Below are 21884 nucleotides of genomic sequence, written 5' to 3' on the forward strand. Positions count from 1 at the left end.
TATCTAGGGTATTGCCATTTTGGTGACATCCTCCCACACCCACTTCAGTCGATGGTCAAAAACAGGCGTGTGGGAGCAGGTGTTTCAGCACTTGGCTGATGATGCCGACAACGAATATGCCATGATTGACTCTACAATTGTCCGCGCCGACCAGCATAGTGCGGGTGCAAGGGGGGGATGCGTCCACAGAGGCCATTGGTCCAAGCATTGGGGGATTGAGTACTAAGATTCATGCTGTGGTAGATGCTTTGGTCAACCCATTGAGTTTTCACCTGACACCCGGACAAGCTTGTGATCTTGATGGATCTGACCAACTGCTACCTAATATTGTGGCGGACACAGTACTGGCAGATAAAGGTTATGATGCCGATGAGCGAGTAATTGAGCGACTTCTGGCACAGGGCAAAACCGCAGTGATTCCTCCCAAACGCAACCGTACCAGACCTCGTGACTACGACCGAGATTTATACAAAGCCCGTCATCTCATTGAAAACTTTTTTGCCAATCCCCAGCCCTTAGTCCCGAAACTCTATTTTCAAGACGGACAAAAACTTTTTGTAACAAATCTAAACAAAGATATGTGAGTCCGGCGTATGATTTTGAAGGTTTTGTATGTGAGTCCGGCGTATAGTTTTGTATGTGAGTCCGGCGTATATTGCTCCCGTTTTGTATGTGAGTCCGGCGTATAATTTTATCAGTACCTTAGCTAGATTATTTTACTAAGTACTTACGCGGTTTAAACCTTAAAAAGGGTTTTTCAGCAGGTTTCTCAAAAAATAAGAGTATTTTAATACACAATTATAATATGCATTATTGCCGTTTTGTATGTGAGTCCGGCGTATAGTTTTGTATGTGAGTCCGGCGTATAAACGACCTGTGAGACCAGCAAATAAGCGATTTTGCCCCCTTGAACTCAAAATCTTTCAGTGCTAAGTTCTATATCTAACAGCTTGCTCATTCGTCAGCAACCCCTAACTTATAGTTGAGGGCTTCGGGCAAAAGCCGAGGAGTCCTTTAGTTGACTAACCTAAGTTCGCAAGAACTACGTTTAAAGCAAGTGTTAAAAAACCTATCTACAAGCGTGTACCCAACTTGTACTCTAGTACTGAGTGGTTCTAAGGTAAAAGGGGTTAAGACCATGCCGCTCAGATAGTAACAACCGTCAACTACCTACACTGACCTGGGTACGGGTAGAGTGTGGGCTTGTAAAACTTTCAAGAAACAAGACAGGAGGTAGAAGGCAGAAGGAAAGAGGCTTTGACTTGTTTGTTTCATTCGTAGCGGGTGGCCGCCGCCTGTGGGCTTGCTCCTAAAAAATTAGGCTCAGGTATACAGCATAAACGTAGCGATCTTCTCCTGACAGAAACGCTGCGCGAACGCGAACAAGAACCGAGCGTAGGTACAAGCATGGGCTAACTTTACGGTCTATAGCAAAGCGTTCCCAGCATATAGGGAACTTGACAAGTACTAGTCCTAGAGCTTGTCCAAGCCTGAAAAGGGGACAGTAAATTTATTTGCTACAACCAACAGAGATACCTATTTATAGATTCAACAACGCCAAACTGTCTTGGCATTTAAATTTAAAAAGCCGAGGAGAACAGCATAAGTACGCTGTTCTCTCCACGCTTACCTAAAAAATGGAACTTTGTTAAAGTCACGCAGCGACCAACTACGTGGAACAAAAATCCAGATACTCAACAAGTATCTCGACTTTAGCAAAATTTTCGTTAAAAGGTAAGCGTGGAGAGTTGTTCTTTTGTTGCTGTCCCGGCTCCGTCAACCAAGAAATTCACGGAGTTAGTGTTCAATGGAAGTAACCTTCACAAATTTTGCTTTTTATGACTGTTTAGGCTTGAAAACTGGCATTAAACACAAATTTATCGCCAATTGCTCTAGATACCGTAATCACACATTAGCTGTTATCTCCACGCTCACTTCTGTTTGGAACAAGGAGGGAGCTTGGTCATGACTACACAATTTTTATCGTTAGACATTGATACCTCACAAGCGATTAAACAGCTAGAGCTTTTGGGATACCAGCGGGGCGATGCTGTTTATGTCCGGGCTTTTTTGCCCAAAGAAGACCCCTGTTATGCCCCTGGCACAGGACGCAAAGCTGATCATCTCAACTTCAAACAAATTTTGCAGTGGCAACAGCAGGGTTACGGCATATATTTTGTGATTAACGGCGGTGGTCACAAAGATGAAAATGTTCAACTCTGCCGTGCAGTCTTCATTGAGCATGATGACGTAGAAATAGAATTACAGCGGGATTTGTGGCAAACATTCTCGCTACCAGAGCCAACCTTTCAAGTTCAGACTCGAAAATCAATCCATTCTTACTGGGTGTTTGAAAAACCCACATCAGTTGAAGAGTGGAAGCAGTTGCAAACTGATCTGCTAACCTACACAAGCGCTGACCCAGCCATCAAAAATCCCAGTCGGGTAATGCGATTGGCTGGTGCATGGCACATCAAGCCAGGGGAAGAGCCGCTACGTTGCGATATTATCTCCCAGTCGGGTCTTCGGTACAGCTATGAAGAATTGCGTTCCTCTGTACCGTTGTCGCAAAATCCTGAGTTAGTCCAACGAAAGCGTGAACACAGTTCTCCGCATCCCCACATCCCCACGTACCCGTGTCTTTTTCAAGACATTTCTGTGCCTGTGCCTACAGAAGTACCTCTGGAAGTCTGTCTCTCCAAAGAGTCTCGCGCTCTGCTAAACTCAGGGGTGAATGAGGGGGGTCGCAATACCAACGGGGCTAAACTAGCACGAGACTTAATTGGCACTGCCAATCACCTGACTAGCATCGGTCAGCGGTTTGACGGCGATCCACAGCAACTTTTGCAGGACTATGCGAGTCGTTGCACCCCACCATTGCCTGCTAAAGAAGTTAATGCTATCTGGAAGTCAGCCGAGAAAGAGCGCCCAGGTCCGAGTTGCACTCCTTCTGGTGTGGAAACCTGCATTAAGGCTTGGTACTGGAACACTTATGTTAAACGGAATCAAAATTCATCAGCTAGTTCTGGTAGTCCTGATTTTGGTAATGATTCCTTTGTTGGGAAGAAGTCACCTATTTTAGATGTCAAACTGCACGAGCGCATTTTAAAAATTTTGGGCAGTTATGATTCCGAGTCAATGCGATCGCTCGCACTGATGAATTTGGCATCTGAGGTGGGATTTCCATATCGGCAAATTGAACACTTAGCTAAACTACTTACTTTTGAAGTAGATACACAAAGCGATACTTTAGTTGCTAAACAAAAACTTTCTTCTCTCCTAAAAACTTGTCCTGATCAACTTGACCTTACCCGATTGCTCGAACCTAAATTCGCACGACTGTTAATTGATACCGCTAACGCGATGCCGACAGCTCCCGAATTTTTATTTACGACCCTCTTGGGAACTGCGGCATCTCAGGTTGGTTCAGCAGCCCGGATAATTGTCAAACCGTCCGCTAAGTACACCCAACCGTTGGTGATATGGACGAGCATTATTGGCGATTCTGGTTCCGTGAAAACACCTGCACAAAGAGTAATTATTGACCCATTGGTGCAATTAGAAGCAGAGGCTTTTGAGCGCTATCAGATAGAGATGGCTGAATACAATAAGTTACAAACAGCGCGTAAAGGTAAAAAGCAGGATGGCGACTCACCAGAGGAGCCGCTAATAGTACCCGTCCGCCAACGCTACTTAACTAAGGACAGCACGCTGGAGACATTACAACGGATTCATAGCGAAAACCCACGGGGACTGCTGTACTACCGGGATGAACTAGCAGGTTTATTCAAAACTCGTAATCAGTATCGCGGTGGTTTAGGTGCTGATGAAGAGCAGGAACTCGATCAATTCAACGGATCTGCAATTATCTACGATCGCTCAGAAAAATCTGTGTGTTTACCCAAAAGTGCCATTTCAAGGACGGGTAGCATTCAGTGGGAAGTCTTAGCTGCCATGATGGGGGATCACAACGACTACAACGGTAATTTTGCTCGGTGGCTGTTCTGTGCTGCTAAGTCCCCCAAACGTTACCTGGACTTAGTTGGAGAAAATGCTGCTCCCGATACTGGTATCTCCGAAGCACTACGTCAGCTTTACATAAAACTCGCCCTCGTGCCGGAACAAGATTACCTTTTAAGCACAGAGGCAGCTGTGTTGTTCGAGGCGTGGCAACATTCTCTCGTAGATGCCCAAGTTGCTGAAGAGTCCTATGGACTAAGAGTAGTCTACGCCAAAATTGAAGCTTACACCGCAAGGTTGGCACTGTGGTTACACATCGTCAATGCTGTCTTAACAGGTGAAACTCCAAGCCTAGTCATTTCTGGTGACACGATGTCCAAGGCAATTGAGCTAGCAGCTTATTTCCTTTGGCAGCATAAATTGATTCATGCTCAAAACTCCCCCGAATCAGGGCTAATGTCTTGGGGGCTGAAAATCCAGAAGGCGGCTGAACGGCTAGGAGGGGCTACAGCTTCCATGCTCAAAAGTGGCATCCGCGCTTTCCGTAAAAAACCGACTTTTGAAATTCGGCAACTGATGGAAATGATGGCAGCAGCGGGTTGGGGTCGTGTTGAGGGTGAAGGCTCCAATTCAGTCTATGTGCCAAATGGTGTGTCACTGAGCCAAATTGACAAATTTGACAGAGAATTGACACCAGTGTCAATTCCTCAAACATTAACCACTACTGCGTTTGACAACATAATTGACTCGGTTGACACAGATTCGGTGGCATCTTTTCTGACAGAGCAACTCACTAGTTGCGACTTAAATTCCTCATTGGATGTGGAAGAGCTAGAGTTATGTCAATTTGTCAATTCAACCGTTCAGATGCCCACGGCTACTGGCAGTGATTCGATTGACATTCTTGATCAATCAGAGTGTCAATTGTCAACTGATGAATTGTCAAATCTGGAATTCATTGGCGATCGCTTTAACGATAATGTGCACCATATGGTTGAGTGCGACGGTGTGCCAACGCTCTTGCCATTAGATGGTGAGTCAGTGCCAGACTGCTACTTACAAGCCTCTACTGAAATAGTAGCCCTCACCGATGACTCGGTATCCTTGGATGCAATTACTCAGAGAGAGCAAGATGTGAACCCAACGGCTACAGGTAGAAACTTAAGCAACCGCAAGCTCCAACCAGTCGAGGTGCTAACGGCGGCTGGAGAGTGGATTCGAGGATATTTCATTGATGCTTGCGTGAGGATTGCCAATTTAGTCGGTATTAGTGGGCGATTCACTTTATTTAATGCAGACGGGATGATGTACACATTTGTTGGACAAGTCCGACCAAGACCATCTAGCTAGGTGTAAGCGCACTTTTAACACTGTCATCCTCATTTTGCTTGAGTTGGTGGAGCGTGAACCCATGCACTCGAAAAATTTTTTAACAGAGTCTGAATTATCGGCTCCTGATACTGTAGTAGTTACGGTCGATCTGCTCTCAGAGCTAACTGAGGACGAAGCATCTGAACGTCACTTTTTGGAGCTAAAAATAGAGCGGGCATTCTACGAGGCGGGTTGTGCCTTGAGAGAACTGAGAGACAGGCGGTTGTACCGGAGTACTCATAGGAATTTTGAGGAATATTGCCGCGATCGCTTCAACTATAGTCGCGACGCTGCTTACCTGAAGATTGCAGCGGCTATTGTCTATGACAACATTCAGAAATTTTTGCCGACCAATGGTCGGCAAATTCCCATGCCGACCAATGAACGTCAGTTGCGCGATTTGGCTAAAGCGAATTTTGAACCAGAGGTTCAAGCAGCTGCATGGTTACAAGGAGTAGAAGAAGCTGGTGGTAAAGTACCAAGTGGAGGTATTGTGAAGGGGATTGTGGAACGCCTCAAGGAAAAGCCTTTGTTTTTTGCTACTGATTTTTGTCAATTAGGTGACGTGTTTACCTTAACTAGGTTGGAGGGGACTGAACGGAAATATAATGGCTGTTGGGCGATCGCAGTTAATCTTAATGACTTTACTGTAGAGGTGGATGTTCATGATACCACTCTAAACGTGAAACCTGAAAACCTGAACAGAATTGACTCACCAGAAGCACATCGTCAACTGCCACAAATCCGCAAACGCATTTCTCGTTTGCGATCTGGTGAAACACTAGATCGCTGTGCCTATAGAGTACTGGAGTCTTTAGGACGGCAGATTTACTTAACGACCGTTGAAGAAGGCTTGTTGCAATGGTTGGAGAAGTATTATGGTGTGGGCTGCGAATAAAACTAGAAATCAGCTTTGAGTTTCATGCAGAAAAATTTTATTAACAACTAAGTAACAATGGCTACGCGACTTTTACCTTAGCTTGGCGATGAGCTTAAACCTGCTTTTCAAAAGCATTTGAGACGCATTCACTCTGATTAGCATAGTTGAAATAACAACAAAATTTTATCCCATTAACTTACCAATTTCATTTAATTTCTGTGACAAAATTCCTTGTAGAGATTGAAGTTGTTCACGACTAGCATTAGCTAAAGTAATCTCAGATAATCCACTAGTGATTTTTTGAATAATTACTTTTACTTCTTTCGATTCAGATTGCTCTGATGTTAAATACTTAGCTTTAATGCCCTTAATTAAGTCGCGTGTCTCAGGTACAGTTAAACTTTTTTTTAATACCTGTTCTGTTGCTTTTATTCTTTCTATAGCTGCTTCTTGTTCGGAAATTTTCAAGATTTTTGATGACAATGTTGCTAATGCCAATGCGTGAGCGCCTTTCAGTTCTTGATGACGAATTGCTTTTTTTAAATCTTCTGGCAAAGATAACATTGGTAAAAGATTGGATTTAACAGAAGCAGGATTCAACCCAAATTCTAAGAACACTAAAAATAAAGCTTGCTCCTCGTTATTAATATCTAGTACTTCTAAGCCTTGTTGTTGCTCCTCACTACTAGCAATTAATAATTTTGTTAGTTCCTTGACTTGATTATTACGTTCAAGCCGCTTAAGTACAGCACCAAGAGTTGTAGCAACCTCATCAATTTCTAAACCAGTTGATTTGATGATCTCTTTAAATATTGCTTCTGCCTTATCTAGTGGATTTAAATCTTCAAAACCTAAAAAAGTCAATAACGATGATTGATCTAAATCCTGTGGCTGAGGTACGATTAATGCCCGAATAGTCTCCCATCCTAATAGCTTCGCTCCTGACCAACGTAACTGTCCGTCCAAGAGCATATAACGACCGTTATCTTGAGTCACTAAAATAACTGGTGTAATCTGCCCATGTTTTTTTAGTAATCTCGCTTTTGCCTGAATAGACTCTTGTGTAATTGTTTGTCTTGGCTGATTAGGGTTAGGGTCAATTAGACCCGTATCAATGGCAATCTCACCTGTTTGCGTTTGCAATTGTTCGCGCAGTTTGGCGATTTCTGTCTCTAATTCTGGTGATTGCGATGCACGTAACCTTTCTACTTCAGCTTGCAAATCCGTAATTCTTTGTTCTTGATCAGTTTTCTGTACTGCCCCTTTAAATTTATCGCCTATCTGCGGTAATCCTTTTGCCATTATTTTTCCTTAATTAATGCAATGACATCATCAACAATTAATTTGAAATCTTTGCAAGCAGGATGCTTGGGACGATACTTGTGCAATGGTAATCCATAGGCACTAGCATTTTTAAACTCGTTAGAACTACGAATTTTGGGATATAACTTTATCCCTAATCTCTCAGCAATTGCAGGTAACTGTGCCAGGTATTGCCTGTGCATAGCTACTACTCCGTTATACATACTGGGAACAAACCCTAAAATTGGTGGACGTGGTTCAAGTTGTAACTCGTCACTTGTAGAAATACACCATTCAACTAACTCTGCCGAACCAGAAATAGCTTTCATTTCTAACTGTACTGGAACTAAAACATGAGTAGCAGCAGCTAAAGCATTGACGTTTAGCATACCCAAAGTTGCAGGACAGTCCAAGATAATTAAGTTATGAGGTAATGAATATTTATTTAGTTTGTCCGCTAGACTATATTCTCCACGCTTTCTGATTACCAATTCATTAGCTATTTCAGCCAACAAGGGATGTCCTTGACACACCTCAACCTTGGAATCCCAAACTGGTACTAATGACCAATCACCTTTAAAATCCTTAGAAAGTAACTCTACTGTGGTTAAATTTGCTTCGGCTGGTGACAAACCACAAAAAACATCCAATGAACGTTGGGGGTCTAAATCTAACATAGCTACTGTATAACCCCGCTTACTTACTTCATAGGCAATATGTGTGCTAATGGTAGACTTACCTACTCCACCAGCATTAGCCAGGAGTGCGAGAACTATCTGTTTCATAAAAATTGCTCAAACTTAGTCGCAGTATATCAATGATTTGTCGAATTTTGAAATCCGACAAACATAAGTTTGAGAATTTTAATAAATGTCGTATTTTGAAATCCGACACAAACTGAATTTAAAAAATTATATTCGGCTCGCCGAGGCTAGGCTGGAAAAAATTGGGAGAGGCTTTTTTGCTAGTCGAGAAGCCCCCTAATTTATCTGTGGAGGACGAGCCTCTCCCCCATTTATTTGTCACTAAATTGATCACCCAAATAACTCCCGGTGCTGATAAGCAAATCGAGAAACATCCAGACTAGCCACAGGTTTAGCATAAATAGCCTGATTGCGAATTGCTTGTATCTGTTCTGACTCTCGCTCCATAGCTGGTGTAAATTCTTGTCGCTGTTTCAGCAAATCCTCAAACTCAATTTCCCCTGACCTACCTTGATAAAAAGCCTCCTCAGCACAACGACGAACTGCATTACCAATTTCTGCCGGACTACAAATGCGATATTCAGCCAACAGTCTACGCCATTGGTCATCGCTCCAAGGTGAGTTATTGTCTCGAAAAGCTGGAAAATACTTGGCTAGATGTAGATTGAAAACTTCATATCTTGCCCCTTCATGGGGTAAATCCACAAAAAAGATATCATCAAAGCGACGCACTAATTCCGCAGGTAGCATTGACAAGCGATTAACAGTAGCAATGGTATAAACAGGTTCTTGATGCTCTTGCATCCAAGTCAACAAACCAGCAGATAGCCGCCGTGCCACACCTCCATCTGCATTGGAGTCCCAGCCAGCAAAGCCTTTATCAAAGTCATCCCAATAAAGTACACAGGGAGCAAGAGAAGTCACCAAAGCAATAAACTCCTTTAATGCTCTGTCGGGATGAGGATCACCCAGTAGTACACCCCAATTAGCTGCTAACAGGGGCAATCCCATTTTCTTAGCTGCTAACTTGGCAGAAAGACTTTTACCAGTACCCGGTGGCCCCCATAAGAGCATCCCAGTGGGAAACTTCAATCCATATTGCTTTGCTTTAGGTTGAAGTAGACAGGTAATAGTTTCCAACCTTTTCTCCAGTAAATCTAATCCCCCGGCTGAAGGTACATCCGGTTGAGCAATGTACTCTAAACCCCGACCCCGCAGTTTGCTAACTTTATGCTCTAGGACTAATTGGGCGATTTCCTCAAGTTGATCTGCAAAACCTAGACATTGCTGTAGTAGCATATTTATCTCGCCTATGGGTAAACCTTGACAGGCACGAAAGAGCAATTGCAGTGCTGATGTTTTTTCTGTTGTCTTTAACCAAGAATTGCGATCGGTTACGCTGTGCCGTAGACGATCTGCGCTTCTCTGCGAGACGCTACGCGAACGCAGCAGCGCTTCGCGATCGCACTCCGCAAACTGCTGAAGGTGCTGATGACTACGCCCAACCCAGGTATCACAAAACTGCTGCACAACCATTTGCACCTGCTGTTGATCTGGAAGTGGATTTGACAGTACAGGAATAAAAGGCTGTAATTCTAGAGGTAGTTGAACGTAAGTTTCCAATAACACCCAGTAATGATGTTGCTGACTCCAGAGAGCTTGATGACAGGCATTGAGTAATTGATAGCTACGTTTTTGACTTATTTTGCTACCATCATCCTCATTTAGCACTCCCTCCAGTAAATAAATGCCTGGTTGATAGTCGAATAGAAGATACTGAATAATGTCCCCGTTTTTACCCCTGTCAGTTGACTGTAAGATGTACTGACCTTGATGCTGAATTAATTGCTGTAGTCCACAGTAGCCAGGATTCCAGACAAAGACTGACAAAGACCGCTCCTCACCCCAATGGTAAAACTGCTGTAATGTCTGCATTCTGTCAGGCGTATGATACTCCAAAGCTACAATTGCAGTATTTTGGTCAGCCAGAGCAGGCCAGTCTGTTATCAATTTCATAAACCTTACTTTAACAACTTACTTTCCCCTTGTAGAGCAAATTTATTACTGATGCTTTAGCCACATGGATAATTATCACTCACGGGTTGGCTACTTAATTGCAAAGCATAAATTTACCAGAAACTTAAAGTAAAAATTGCCGTTTTTTCAAGCATAAATTTATCGTCGCAGCAAAGACAGGTTTGAAATCGCAAAAAAATTAAATTGAAATGAAATGGATGTGAAAGCCGCGATTGCGGCAAGGAAGTGAAAAATTCACTTTATTAGAGGAAGCTGTAAAATGGCTTACGCAAAACGCTCCGAAGGAATCGCTAAAGCTAGAACCAATAACAACAATCGCAACGTAGCTAATGCTAAAACATCTGCCAAAACCAATGGCACATCCGCTACAACTAAATCAAAGGTAGCGAATGCTTCACCGCAAGAAGAGGCATTAGCATTGTTGAAGGAATTGCGGAACCTAATCTTCAAGGAATACGGCGTTAAATTACAACTACGCGATTCCCGTGTTTCCACAAAAATCGGTCATGCAGCACGTGAAAAACTCGGACTTGATATTGCAGCCCAAGTCAAAAAGAAAGGTGGTAACAAAAAGTTTGATTGGCAAAAATGGAATACCAAATTATTTACTAAATTGTTTGGACAACCAGATGCACTCAAATATGCACCAGAAGTAGTGGCAATTTTCATGAGTATGCTGTACGACACTATCAGCACTGACCCAGAGCAAGCAATAGCAGATTTAGTGGAATTCAACCGCGCATCTCTGGAACGTCGTAATTCTTTCCAAGAACAAGAAGAGGAAGAACTTGACGATTTAGATGATGAACTGGACGAAGACCTGGATGAAGATGAGGAGGATATCGAAGATGAACTCGACGAAGATTTAGATGAAGATGACGAATTAGATGAAGAAGATGAGGACGAGTAAATAATTCCGACTTATTCTCAGTAATTGACAGAATAATAACCCAAAATAACCATGTATTGCCTCAAACAATACAGGTTATTTTTTTGCCGAATAAAGAATTAAAATTGGAGCGAATTGCATCTTTCGATGCTGTTCCTATGAGAAAAATACTAAATACCAAGGAGTAATTCTCATGGTTAATGCTAACGTTCGCAAAACTGCTAAAGCATCACGTAAAATTGAAAGGCATATTCCTGCTTTAGAACGAGTAATGACTTATCAGGAAAAAGTACACCTGATGGTAATTGAAGTATTGCGGGAAGAATCAGGAAGAGAATTAGCAGCAGCAGCCAGATTTAACGGACAAGAGTTTGATTGGGACAAACACAATTCCCAATTCCGTAAGGATTATGTAAATACACCATTAAAAGAACTGGTGAATTATGCCCGCAAACTTTACGGCTTGAATAATCTTGATGAAATACGAGATAGACGTGCTTCTCATAAAGCTGCTCGGTCTAAACGCATGGACGGACTCAATGGTTTAAGTAGCAACTCTGATGACTTGATAAATGACGATTTTGACCAAGATGAAGATGACGAAGATATAGAAATTGACGATTAATTACAATGCCCTGAATTATCTAATTCAGGGCTTTCTATTTCCCGCCTACCCGCATCCAACAAACACAATTGAATGCAGCGATTGCTGCTGAATTCAAGAGATTCAAAAGTGAACTCTAACTTAGAAGGCATCTGTCGATGCTATCCAGGTGAGATGTAGCAATTCGTTAATCAAAGGATAATCAAATGACTCAAATGACTCGTAATCAGCAACAAACAAAAGCGTTGGATAAAGTAATAGGTTATCAGGATAAAGTACGATTAATGGTACTGGAAGTTTTACGTGAGGAATCAGGTAGAGAACTTGCTGCTCAAGCACGTTTTAATCAGCAAGAATTTGATTGGAACGAACATAACATTCAGTTTCGCCAGGACTATAGCGAAACTCCCATCAATGAACTACTAACATACGCCAAACGTCTGTATGGACTGAAAGATTTGGATGCAGTACGGGAGCGGCGCAAAGCTCATAAACAACAACGTACAGCTAGATGGGCTGAAGCTTCTTAATTACCTGCTGCCTCTCACAGCAGCCCCACTAAAATGTGGGGTAACTTTTTTGCCCACCCACCCTCAACCGTAAAAGCTTTATTTTACCGAAGATACAGCTTCGCACCCCACCCCACCAAATGTTGTAATTGTCCGACTGGAAAGTTTACTGGTCATCAACTCATAAATCTGCTGGTTTGAAAGTTGAGTTGGCTTGACTTCGACTGTGGGTGCAGTTTCTCCCCTGTTGACTTGAATAATGGAATTAGCCCAATAAAACTGCTGTTGGGAAGGTTGTGAATAAACAGGATAACAGCCTTTCGAGGCGATCGCTAATTTATGTTCTACGCTAGAAACTGATGGTAGAGAAATACCAGCACGAACTAATTTTGCCTCTCCTACTGGGCCCCACAAACGCAATTGTTGATTGACACAACGTTTTCCATCTTTTAGCGGGGCAATGATGTTGCCACAAACTTTAACATCCACATCATACATCGGCGGATAATCAGGCACAGTTTGAGCTTGAGTCGTATTCCTCTCATCCTTGCCACTGACATTTACAGTAGTAGGGGTACAAGCTGTAACTATACCTCCTATTACCAGCAGCCAAAGCCAGTTAACTTTGCAGGTAAACATCTGCTGAATCCTCTTCTACGATTGAGAAATTGACAACTAATTTTTTAACTTAAACCCCGTTCATTTTGAAACCTAGAGTTTTTAAGGAGAGTGTATTATTCGGTTGTGGCTTGAGTTCTGAGCTTTACTCTAATTCCAAAAAACTATGGTTTTCAAGGTAGACGCGGTTTAGATACAAACTGGCGCTGATTGCTAGGTGATGTCCATAACGTGCAGAACCCGGACGAGGCTTTTCTGCTACTTGCTCCAATTTCCAGTGTTACCCCCAAACGCTTGACATCCTTAGCACAAGTAAGTTGACCGTTTTGGTCACGACTTAGCAAATCTTGATTCCATTGCATTAGGTTGTGAGCAAACTTACCTTCATTACTGGTTGCCCATTCCAAAGCATTGGCTTCCGATTGTGTGAGTTGGCGTGGCCCAGCAGGATCTAGATGACTAGATTGATACCAGGACATTCCACCTACACTTACCAGCCCACCCGCTCCAGCTGCAATTAATAGCAGTATTCCCGCAGCAATTAAAGAGGGAACTGAATGAATAGCACGCTCAAATTCAGTACGCCTAATTAATCCCGTCACTGCCTGAGCGATCGCTTTTTGTTGACCTTTTACTGCTGCCTTTTCATATGTCTGGAGATGATCATAAAGCTGCGTTTGCCACAGGTCAAACATTGCTTCCATTTCTTTGGGATTGTCTTCCAACAGTACTTGTAGCCTGCCAGTAGCAATCATCATCAGAAATGCTGGATCATCAGGGTCAAGTCCGGTTTGGACTACTATTTCCCAAACCCTAGCTTTAAATGAATCATCTTTACCTCGAATGGCTAAATCTAGTAAAGTTGGGTAAGGAATTTGGCTCAGTCCTTTGCCTCTAGCAGCTACTGAATCCAAAAATTCATCGTCTAAATCGAGTTCTTCAGTGTGAGAATTACTCATATCTGTATTTGCTTTTAGATTACTTCTTGGTAGCAACCTTGCTGTTGACATTAGCATCATCAACTTTTTCTGTGGGGGAAGTAATTGAAGCTGCCGGAGGGTTCCAGATTTTAGCTTTCTCAATTTCCTCAGAAGTTCTTTTGAGAAAATTGTGTAATCGCTGCTTGCCCAATACGCCTAACTCTCCATAATCTCTAGCCGCAGAAAAATTTATCTGATTTGCATCAAGGATATCTCGTTCTCGATAGCTGAACTTGGGAAAATTGATGACAGCTACTTTATAAGCTTTGATTAATTCCTGTAAATCCTTACGTCCATCTACGTGTTTCCAGTCATCACATAAACCATAATTGCGTACAAATATGTGTTTAATCTTGTTTTCAAATCGTTCGAGAGATTGCATAAATAATTGAACGCTGTCATATCCACCACTACAAACAAACCACTTGTATATTTTGACCTTATTTTTCCCAGTAATTTCTAGGATTTGATTACGCTCAATCCAATCAGTTACTGCTGGGTATACTTGAGCAGGTAAATTGACAATGACAGAAGTTGTTAGTGCTAAATTAAAAATTTCATCAGCATCGTAAGCTTTACGCTCTGATTCGCTAAAAACTGCTGTTTTATGATTGTCTGGGTAAAATGCGCCCACATCTGGATTACTTTGGTCTGCTTCTACCAACTCATAAGATAGTTGATTGTCAATGCAGTATTGCACCATAACGCGTGCAAACAAAGACTTGCCAACTCCACCTTTTTCACCATCAATGAAATGAATTGCTGCCATCTGAAATCTCCTTTGTAATTTTACTAAATGTGCATTAATAAATACTTAAATATCCTCAAACATATTGTCTGTATCATCATAGAAAGATCCTTCACCAGGAATGAAGGAATCAGAATCTATTTTTTGTTTTGCCTTGCTGCTACAATTGTTATTGCTATTACTACTACCTTTGTTTTCGCTACTACTATCATCAGGATTACTGTGACTGGAATTACCTGCATCTAGACCGAACATAGTAGCAAGCGTTTGAGGATTGGTCATAGTGCTTATAGGCATAGGCAAAACATCACTTGATTGATGTGGTAATCCTAGTTCCATCCGCAAATAAGCCAAATGCTGTTCCAGGGCATGACAACAAATCAACCCTACCCGACGCAGTTCTTGATCACTAATATCTACACCTGCATCTGCTTGTGCTTTGTATGCTAAAGGTAACCAGCACATTCGTAATGCCTGCAATACCATCTCTTTGCTAGAACGTGCTTCATCTCCCTGTTGCAAATATGTGATTAACTGTCCGTCTACTGTATTTGAGTAAGGATGGTAAGAAAATCTAAAAATTTTGCGCTGTCTATTAGTGTCATGATTTTTACGTAATTTATTATTAGTCATAGTTATGCCACCTTCTCCATTTGCGCTCTAAACCGCATAAACAAACCAAACGCATCAATCAACCTAAACGACAAAGCTTCCTCCTCTCGGAAAGTATGGTAATAATCATTACTTTTATCCTTGAATACTTCTTGTACCTGTTGCTGTAAGTCAGCACCCCAATAAGTTGAAATTTCTTGAAAGCAGTCTTGTAACTCTTGCTCTAAGTACAATGCTGCGCCACCACTCAAAATCACCTCGTTCACCGCAGGTAAAGTTGATTCTAGCCAATCGTAAAGCCTAGACCAATACTCAGCTTTAGCAGTAGCAATGGCATTAACAATCATCTGCAATTCATAATCAAGATTTTTAGGTTCTCTGCTTTTGACTAGAGTGCGAATTGCTTGGTTATCAGTTGTGATGTCTGAACCAGCTGCATAGATGGCAGAGGTCAAAGCAGTGGCATCCTGCCCAGATGTGCGCTCAATTACTCGCTTTACCATTTGGTGAAAGCCCAGTCCATTGGTGTAACCCGCCGTCATTTTGCCCCGTTCAAATAATAGAAGGCTGGTATTGCGATGCCCGAACATTAGCACTGCAATGGTTTGGGCGTTGAACCATTCTTTACCATTCTGGCGTTGGCGAATCATTGCTAATCCCGCACCTTCGGGTAAGCACTCGAATCGCTCCAATTTCACTCGCAACCTTTGACCCCGAAACCTAAAATCCTTGAGCGCAGACTGTAACTGTTGCTCAAATGCTTGGCGATTTTGATATTCACCATAGGGTAGTAGTGAGGTAAGTGATAGTGAAAACCTGTTAGGCAATTTGTTGTGTTGAGCGATCGCACCAATAACCGCCAAGGCTTTGTGAATTGAGGTTTCGTACTTGAGCTTATCGAGTCTGGCAGATGCTGAAAACTGCTGTGCCAGGAATCCAACTACCGTACATTGTGTATCACTATCCGCAGGACTTGACACCCAGGCTTCATCTACTGGTTTAGGAGATTCAAGACCCTTGCGACTCGACATATAAGCGTCAATCGAACTTTGAGGCAACTTCAGCATTTCTGGTTCCATTGTCATCAAATGTGGTTTGCCTTCAGTTGCTAGTTCGTAAACAATCTTGGTCAAGGAAGCACCAGGGTCAAAACTGACTATCAGATTTGACATTGACTGTGGTTGTAATTATCCATAAAAGCTGCTTTTAACTTAAATGCAAATACTGGCTGTGAACATCACTCTACTGACCATTTTGTTGAAGGCAAATTTTATCCAGTTGGTTATTTTTTTTCGCTGCTATTAATTAAGTCGTTACTTTTCTGCTAAAAAATTCAATTTAGAAAAGTGTGCCATCACAGATCCATGCCAGATCCACAAACGAGCCGTTGCAGATCCATTACAGTGACAATGTTGATCCAATACAGATCCATTTGTCTGACATACGTATTGTAAGTATAATTTTTATTTGCAACAATGCTTGACTATTGACAAAGATTATGCGATGAAAGATCCAATACAAATCCCTCAGAGATCCATTACATATTCATCTAACAGTTGATTCGAGTAGGCTAAAAAAACCTTTGGTGAGTAGCAAGCCATGTCGCAATGTGTAATTATTTTACCAGAGAAAAATCGTATCCCTAGGTGCGTTTCCTCTGGCTTGCCCTCCTTTCACGGTTCCCCTACCTCAGTAGGTCAACCACCGTGACGGAGGGAGATGATACAAAAACAATCAAAATTACTTTGGTAGCGATCGCACTCCAGCACAGTAACGGAGACAATCGTTTTCAGTTTTTCTTATAGCTGCTATACACAAACTTGGTGCAAGGGATGTAAATAAAAATAACCATCAGGTCAATGACTTATGAGTTTGTTTACATCAAGCTTGAGATAAATTGTATATTCGACATGAATTAAACCATGCCCAAAATGGAGCGCTCAATTAGATTTCATATCTGTCTTACACCTGGAGAAAAAGAACAGGTGAGGCAAATGGCAGATGAAAACAATCTGAGTATGGCAGAACTGTTTCGTTCCAAGACCCTGAAAAACCAATTGCCCCGGCGTGTAACTAAGGTAGCAGGTCAGACTTACTGGCAGTTGGGGCAAATTGGCAATAACCTCAACCAAATAGCTAAAGCAATCAATACTTCAGTACTAATGGGAGAACCAGTTGTTGTAGATAGAGCATTGTTAAAACAACTTAGAGATATAGTAAAGCAAGTGCGACGAGAGATTACCGAAATCGATTTAATCAGCGATTTACAAGATGAAACGTGATCGGCAAGCAGATCAAAGGCAGAAGTTTTCGGGGAGTACTAAACTACCTCTTTGGCAAAGAAGGAGCTAAACAAATTGGTGGGAACATGGAAGGACGCAACCCGCGAGAACTGGCGGCTGAGTTCAGGTTCTCCAGGCAACTAAACCCAAAAGTTAGCAGGGCTGTTTATCATGCTTCCCTCAGCTTGCCTCACAAAGAAAGTTTGGATGATGAGACATGGCATGAAATTGCCCAAAAATATCTCCAAGAAATGGGTTTTGACATGAATCAATATATGGTAGTGCGTCATGTAGATCGAGAACATGACCATGCCCACATTGTTGCCAGCCGCATTCGCTTAGATGGCACTACGGTTTCTGATAGTTGGGACTATCGCAGAAGTGAAGCGGTAATTCGCAAGTTGGAGCAGGAATATAATTTGCAATCGGTGCAACCAAGCTGGGAAAAGGACAGTCGCAGTCCAACTACTGGGGAACGTAGGCAACTTGCCAGAACTGGAGAGGAAAGCGTTAGAGTGAGACTTCAGCGATCGCTCGACCAAGCAACCTACGACCATCCCACTATGCCAGAGTTAATAGAGCGAGTGCAACAACAAGGTATTAATGTCCGTGTTGGTTATACTCGCACAGGCATTGTCAAAGGGATTAGTTACCAACTTGATAGTGTGGCTTTTAGTGGTACGCATCTGGGTAAAGCATATACCTTTCGTGGTTTACAAAAGCATCGAGGTATAAACTACAGTCCCAAGCGGGATGACAAACGCATCCAGAAACTCATGGAACAAGCTGTTGAAAATCCTACACCAGCAGTGCCTTCAAAACAGGATGACAAACGTATCCAGAAACTTATGGAGCAAACTGTTGAAAATTCCACGCCAGCAGTTACTCAAACAAACTCCTTGCCTATACCAGAACCAACAAACTGGGAGCAAATACGCCTAAAGTTAAGCCAGCAGTACAATTTACCCAATTCTCTGCTCACAGAACTGTATGAAAAGGGTTGGCTCTATGCAAGTCAAACAGGTCAAGCAATATTTGTGGAACGCACGCTCGATGATCTTCCAACTCTTGCCAAGCAGCTAGAACCAACAGGTAACTTCACCGCTATTCCCCTGAACTCTGAAGCGAGGAAAAATGGTAGTTTTTGGATTGCTACAGATGCCACAGTAGAAAGAGCAGTGCTACTAAGTGACCCGATTGAAGTTCTCTCTGTCATTGTCTTAGAATCAACTGTTGACAAAGAAAAGCGCAAACCTACATTGTATTGGAGTGTAGGCGATAGCGAGCAAATACCTTTAGAATTTTTGCGAGCGATCGATACAGTAGTCATCGCTTTTAAAGATAATGAGAAAGTTGAGGACTTGATAGCTGAGATACTGGCTGAACTACCTCAAGCCAAACAAGTTTCTCCCGGTGAAGCTGGTTGGAATGGGATGCTAACTAACAATCACTCGCAACCCAACCAAAGGCGAATACCAGAGCTTCAAAATTGGGAACTTTGATATCAGTTATCATTTTTTCCTGAGTGAGCCAAGCTAATTAAAGGTTTCAGGCAAAAATTTATGTAAGTAAAATGTGAAGAAGCTGGTTCTAGCGCAGCTAACGCCACTTAGAGAGAGATAAATTCTCTAGGCGTAACTGCCATGATCTTCAATCCCAGACAAACAACCATTAAATTTCTTAGACAAATAGGCTTTACCACCGGAACCAAAATTTGGCTCAGGATTTCTTGGGACTTGCCCATAGAAATGATACCTAAAAACTGGAATAATTACTGCCGCAATGGTCAATTTGTCTACTCCCACTACATTCTCTGCGGTAAAATCACCCAGCAAGGATTTCAACTCTACTGCTGCACGAAAGGAGGTCGAGACAAACAGGGCAACACCTGCTGGCGGCTGACACCTAAACGCTATGCTGATGGTTGGGCATTGGCATTTAAAATGTCATCTCTTGGTGCTACAGTCAGCTTTTACCCCAACCAACCAGACAAGGGAATCAGCAATCAGCACGTTAGTCAATGCCAATGTTTATTCTACGAAATTGATGATTTGGCATTGAGTCAGCAGCGACAAGCTGTAGACTGGCTAAAGGACGAAATCAACTTGGAACCCGCCGCCGTAGTTTATACAGGTGGAAAATCCCTGCACGTTTACTTTAAATGCAGCCATTCCTTGAATCCTGCTGAATGGCTGTACCTCAATCGCCAACTGACGATTATCCAAAACGCAGATCCAGCCATTTGCAACTTAGCTCGTTCCATGAGACTGCCAGGTATGCTTCGCAGACGAGTGGTGGATGGAATATTGAGTGCAACCATCCCCATTACCCTAGAGCATTGGTCAAACTGTCAGTACAATGTGGAAGAACTAGAAACCGCATTTGATTCTACAGCCTTATTTCCCTACGAACTTTCTGAGCAACGTTGGCGCAAGTGGGTACAACTTCTCACAAGAGCGAAAAATGGAGAAGTTATCGACCCACAAACAGCGTTACTGCAACCTTCTGTGACTGTCCCTCGCTCAACCTTGCATTGCCGACGAGGGACAGTAACACAGGCTACAACCTCTTATAATCGCTCATCTCTTAAACAACTACGCGCTAGCGGAGTGTCTGTTCCTTTATCTATCTGTTTAACTTTGAGCGATCGCACTTTACTAACTTATGGTGAATCTGAGGGAAACAGAAACAATTCTGGCTACAAATTAGCTCGTAATCTACTAGGTACATCTAATTTACTTACCAGACACCCAATCGTTTATCATCCCGAACCACGCCAACTATTTGACCAATATTGCGATCGCTGTACACCTCCACTTGAGCCAACTGAGGCAGATACAATTTGGCACAGTGCGAATAAAACAACAGCCTTTGCCAGTCGGGATTTTGGCTCTATCGCTATGAGCATTCGTAAGTGGAAGTCACACCGCAAATCAAAAAAACAGCGCCTCAGAAAACCAAAAAGATTAGTTAACGTGAGGTTGACAAAATCGATGTAATACCCTCCCAATTCTTTACCCATAATATACCGTGGGTTGAGTCGATGGGGAGTATTATCTCCCGCACCTCTCAGTTAAATCTGGGCGTGCGACTTTCACCGCACCCAGCTTCCGATGTTCTTAGCTTGCGCTTTTGCTCATGTGTTTGTAATCGTGGCAACTCTCATGAATTGCTTCTAGATTATTCTTTTTCCAGTTGGCGTGATTTCCGTCGATGTGGTGCAAATGTACCTTTTCTTCATCGATAAATTTCAGACCGCAGGAAGCACATTTATGGTTTTGCTTCTTAAGGGCTTTAGAGGTTTCGCCGTCGTAGAGCTTACTTTTACGTTCACTCCAGTAGGCTATATTTCCGTCATAGGGGGATTTTACTCCTTGAACCATGACGTGTTTATTTTCGGAGTAAGGAACTGCTGGGAATGCCTTGTCTAGTAATTTCTTGCTAGAGTAGCGGTTTTGCTTGGTTTCTTTGTTGAATACCCTATATGCTCTTGTTTCGATGTGGTATAACGAGTTTCTTGACCCATCCATCTTGCAGTAGCGGTGGTAATTCCTCCATCCTCTAACTACCGGGGCTAATTTCTCAGCCTTTGTAGTAGCACCATAATTCGAGTTGTTGACGATGTGTTTTACTTTCTTACGGAATGCTTTAAAGTTATCCACTGAGGGAGTACTTTTGAACTTTCCGTTTTTCTGGACTTTGAAGTGCCAGCCGAGGAAATCAAACCCATCTGTCGCGGCGGTTACTTTGGTCTTCTTTTGGCTTACATTCATTCCGCGTTTACGGAGGAATTCGGCGATTCTCTCAAGTATCTCTTCTGCATCATCTTGGGGACGAAGTATAATAACCATGTCATCCGCGTAGCGGATTGATGGTTCGTAGTGATTACTGTGTTTATCCTTAATATGGTGGATACTCTCAATCCCATTGAGTGCAATATTGGCTAGCAATGGACTAACTACTCCCCCTTGTGGGGTTCCCTGTTCAGGGAATTGTGGGTTAACTCCAGCCTTGAGACATCGGAAGATACCGAGTTTTAAGCCTTTTGGGGCGATGAGTTCATCCATTATTGCTGAGTGGTTAATCCTGTCGAAGCACTTTTCAATATCGAGTTCAATGACTCGTTTCTCTATTCCGTTGGCTCTTGAGCAGAGGTTATTGAAGATGTACTGTTGTGCATCGTGAGCAGAACGCCCAGTTCTAAACCCGTAACTCCTGGCGTGGAAAGTGGCTTCATGTGCTGGCTCCAGTGCATATTTGGCTAGGCATTGCCAAGCTCTATCCGCTATGGTTGGAACAGTACAGTAAGACTGCACATAACTTCAAGTCACTTTTGGGAAGTCGTGTCACCATCATCAATCCCATCCACCCGTTATGTGGTCAGTCAG

At 42.6% G+C, this 21884-nt stretch carries 17 protein-coding genes and 1 pseudogene; 9 read left to right on the forward strand and 9 right to left on the reverse strand.

The window, feature by feature from the left end; translation table 11 throughout:
• Positions 1-215: 215 nt before the first annotated feature.
• From ACYTXL_RS12460 to ACYTXL_RS12470, 3 genes are all read left to right on the forward strand, one after another.
• Complete coding sequence (locus ACYTXL_RS12460) at positions 216-584, forward strand: transposase (protein WP_461925013.1); 369 nt, start codon at positions 216-218, stop codon at positions 582-584.
• A 1381-nt stretch (positions 585-1965) separates the two neighbouring features.
• Positions 1966-5310 (forward strand): DUF3987 domain-containing protein, encoded by a 3345-nt coding sequence (locus tag ACYTXL_RS12465; RefSeq protein WP_461925014.1) that lies wholly within the window; start codon positions 1966-1968, stop codon positions 5308-5310.
• 61 nt (positions 5311-5371) lie between these two features.
• The gene (locus ACYTXL_RS12470) at positions 5372-6229 is read left to right on the forward strand and encodes a hypothetical protein (protein ID WP_461925015.1); all 858 of its coding nucleotides are present in this window, start codon (positions 5372-5374) and stop codon (positions 6227-6229) included.
• A gap of 165 nt (positions 6230-6394) precedes the next feature.
• Here ACYTXL_RS12470 and ACYTXL_RS12475 read toward each other — a convergent pair whose 3' ends face one another.
• From ACYTXL_RS12475 to ACYTXL_RS12485, 3 genes are all read right to left on the reverse strand, one after another.
• Complete coding sequence (locus ACYTXL_RS12475; protein ID WP_461925016.1) at positions 6395-7513, reverse strand: ParB/RepB/Spo0J family partition protein; 1119 nt, start codon at positions 7511-7513, stop codon at positions 6395-6397.
• Entirely contained in the window at positions 7513-8298 is a 786-nt protein-coding gene (locus ACYTXL_RS12480) for a ParA family protein (protein WP_015328472.1), read from the reverse strand. Before ACYTXL_RS12480 ends, ACYTXL_RS12475 begins: the two co-directional genes overlap by 1 nt.
• 249 nt (positions 8299-8547) lie before the next feature.
• Positions 8548-10233, reverse strand: a complete 1686-nt coding sequence (locus ACYTXL_RS12485; protein WP_461925017.1) for an ATP-binding protein — start codon at positions 10231-10233, stop codon at positions 8548-8550.
• Between the two features lie 280 nt (positions 10234-10513).
• Between ACYTXL_RS12485 and ACYTXL_RS12490 the strand changes: the two genes are divergently transcribed.
• The 3 genes from ACYTXL_RS12490 to ACYTXL_RS12500 all read left to right on the forward strand — a co-directional run bounded on the left by ACYTXL_RS12490 (position 10514) and on the right by ACYTXL_RS12500 (position 12277).
• Positions 10514-11164 (forward strand): primosomal protein, encoded by a 651-nt coding sequence (locus ACYTXL_RS12490; RefSeq protein WP_461925018.1) that lies wholly within the window; start codon positions 10514-10516, stop codon positions 11162-11164.
• A gap of 172 nt (positions 11165-11336) precedes the next feature.
• Positions 11337-11768 carry a hypothetical protein gene (locus ACYTXL_RS12495; protein ID WP_334769251.1) on the forward strand — a complete coding sequence of 144 codons (432 nt, stop codon included), beginning with the start codon at positions 11337-11339 and terminating at the stop codon, positions 11766-11768.
• 185 nt (positions 11769-11953) lie between these two features.
• The gene (locus tag ACYTXL_RS12500; RefSeq protein ID WP_461925019.1) at positions 11954-12277 is read left to right on the forward strand and encodes a hypothetical protein; all 324 of its coding nucleotides are present in this window, start codon (positions 11954-11956) and stop codon (positions 12275-12277) included.
• Between the two features lie 78 nt (positions 12278-12355).
• On the opposite strand, the gene ACYTXL_RS12505 is transcribed toward ACYTXL_RS12500, so the two are convergent.
• The 5 genes from ACYTXL_RS12505 to ACYTXL_RS12525 form a co-directional block, all read right to left on the reverse strand.
• Entirely contained in the window at positions 12356-12895 is a 540-nt protein-coding gene (locus ACYTXL_RS12505) for a hypothetical protein (RefSeq protein WP_461925020.1), read from the reverse strand.
• A 152-nt stretch (positions 12896-13047) separates the two neighbouring features.
• Positions 13048-13833, reverse strand: a complete 786-nt coding sequence (locus ACYTXL_RS12510) for a DUF6753 family protein (protein ID WP_461925021.1) — start codon at positions 13831-13833, stop codon at positions 13048-13050.
• A 19-nt stretch (positions 13834-13852) separates the two neighbouring features.
• On the reverse strand, positions 13853-14623 hold the full coding sequence (locus ACYTXL_RS12515; RefSeq protein ID WP_461925022.1) for a P-loop NTPase family protein: 771 nt from the start codon (positions 14621-14623) through the stop codon (positions 13853-13855).
• 45 nt (positions 14624-14668) lie between these two features.
• Positions 14669-15235 carry a hypothetical protein gene (locus ACYTXL_RS12520; RefSeq protein WP_461925023.1) on the reverse strand — a complete coding sequence of 189 codons (567 nt, stop codon included), beginning with the start codon at positions 15233-15235 and terminating at the stop codon, positions 14669-14671.
• Positions 15236-15237: 2 nt separating this feature from the next.
• Positions 15238-16386: a ParM/StbA family protein gene (locus ACYTXL_RS12525; RefSeq protein ID WP_461925024.1), complete on the reverse strand. Its 1149-nt coding sequence runs from the start codon at positions 16384-16386 to the stop codon at positions 15238-15240.
• A gap of 750 nt (positions 16387-17136) precedes the next feature.
• Here ACYTXL_RS12525 and ACYTXL_RS12530 point away from each other — a divergent pair.
• The 3 genes from ACYTXL_RS12530 (at position 17137) to ACYTXL_RS12540 (ending at position 20495) form a co-directional block, all read left to right on the forward strand.
• Positions 17137-17496, forward strand: coding sequence for a plasmid mobilization protein (locus ACYTXL_RS12530; RefSeq protein ID WP_461925025.1), 360 nt, complete (start codon positions 17137-17139; stop codon positions 17494-17496).
• Complete coding sequence (locus ACYTXL_RS12535; protein ID WP_461925026.1) at positions 17493-18998, forward strand: relaxase/mobilization nuclease domain-containing protein; 1506 nt, start codon at positions 17493-17495, stop codon at positions 18996-18998. Before ACYTXL_RS12530 ends, ACYTXL_RS12535 begins: the two co-directional genes overlap by 4 nt.
• A gap of 141 nt (positions 18999-19139) precedes the next feature.
• The gene (locus ACYTXL_RS12540; protein WP_461925027.1) at positions 19140-20495 is read left to right on the forward strand and encodes a hypothetical protein; all 1356 of its coding nucleotides are present in this window, start codon (positions 19140-19142) and stop codon (positions 20493-20495) included.
• Positions 20496-20615: 120 nt separating this feature from the next.
• Here ACYTXL_RS12540 and ACYTXL_RS12545 read toward each other — a convergent pair.
• A pseudogene (locus ACYTXL_RS12545) lies at positions 20616-21794 on the reverse strand (group II intron reverse transcriptase); the annotation flags it as partial.
• Positions 21795-21884 lie beyond the last annotated feature (90 nt).

This window comes from Nostoc sp. (assembly GCF_054880495.1).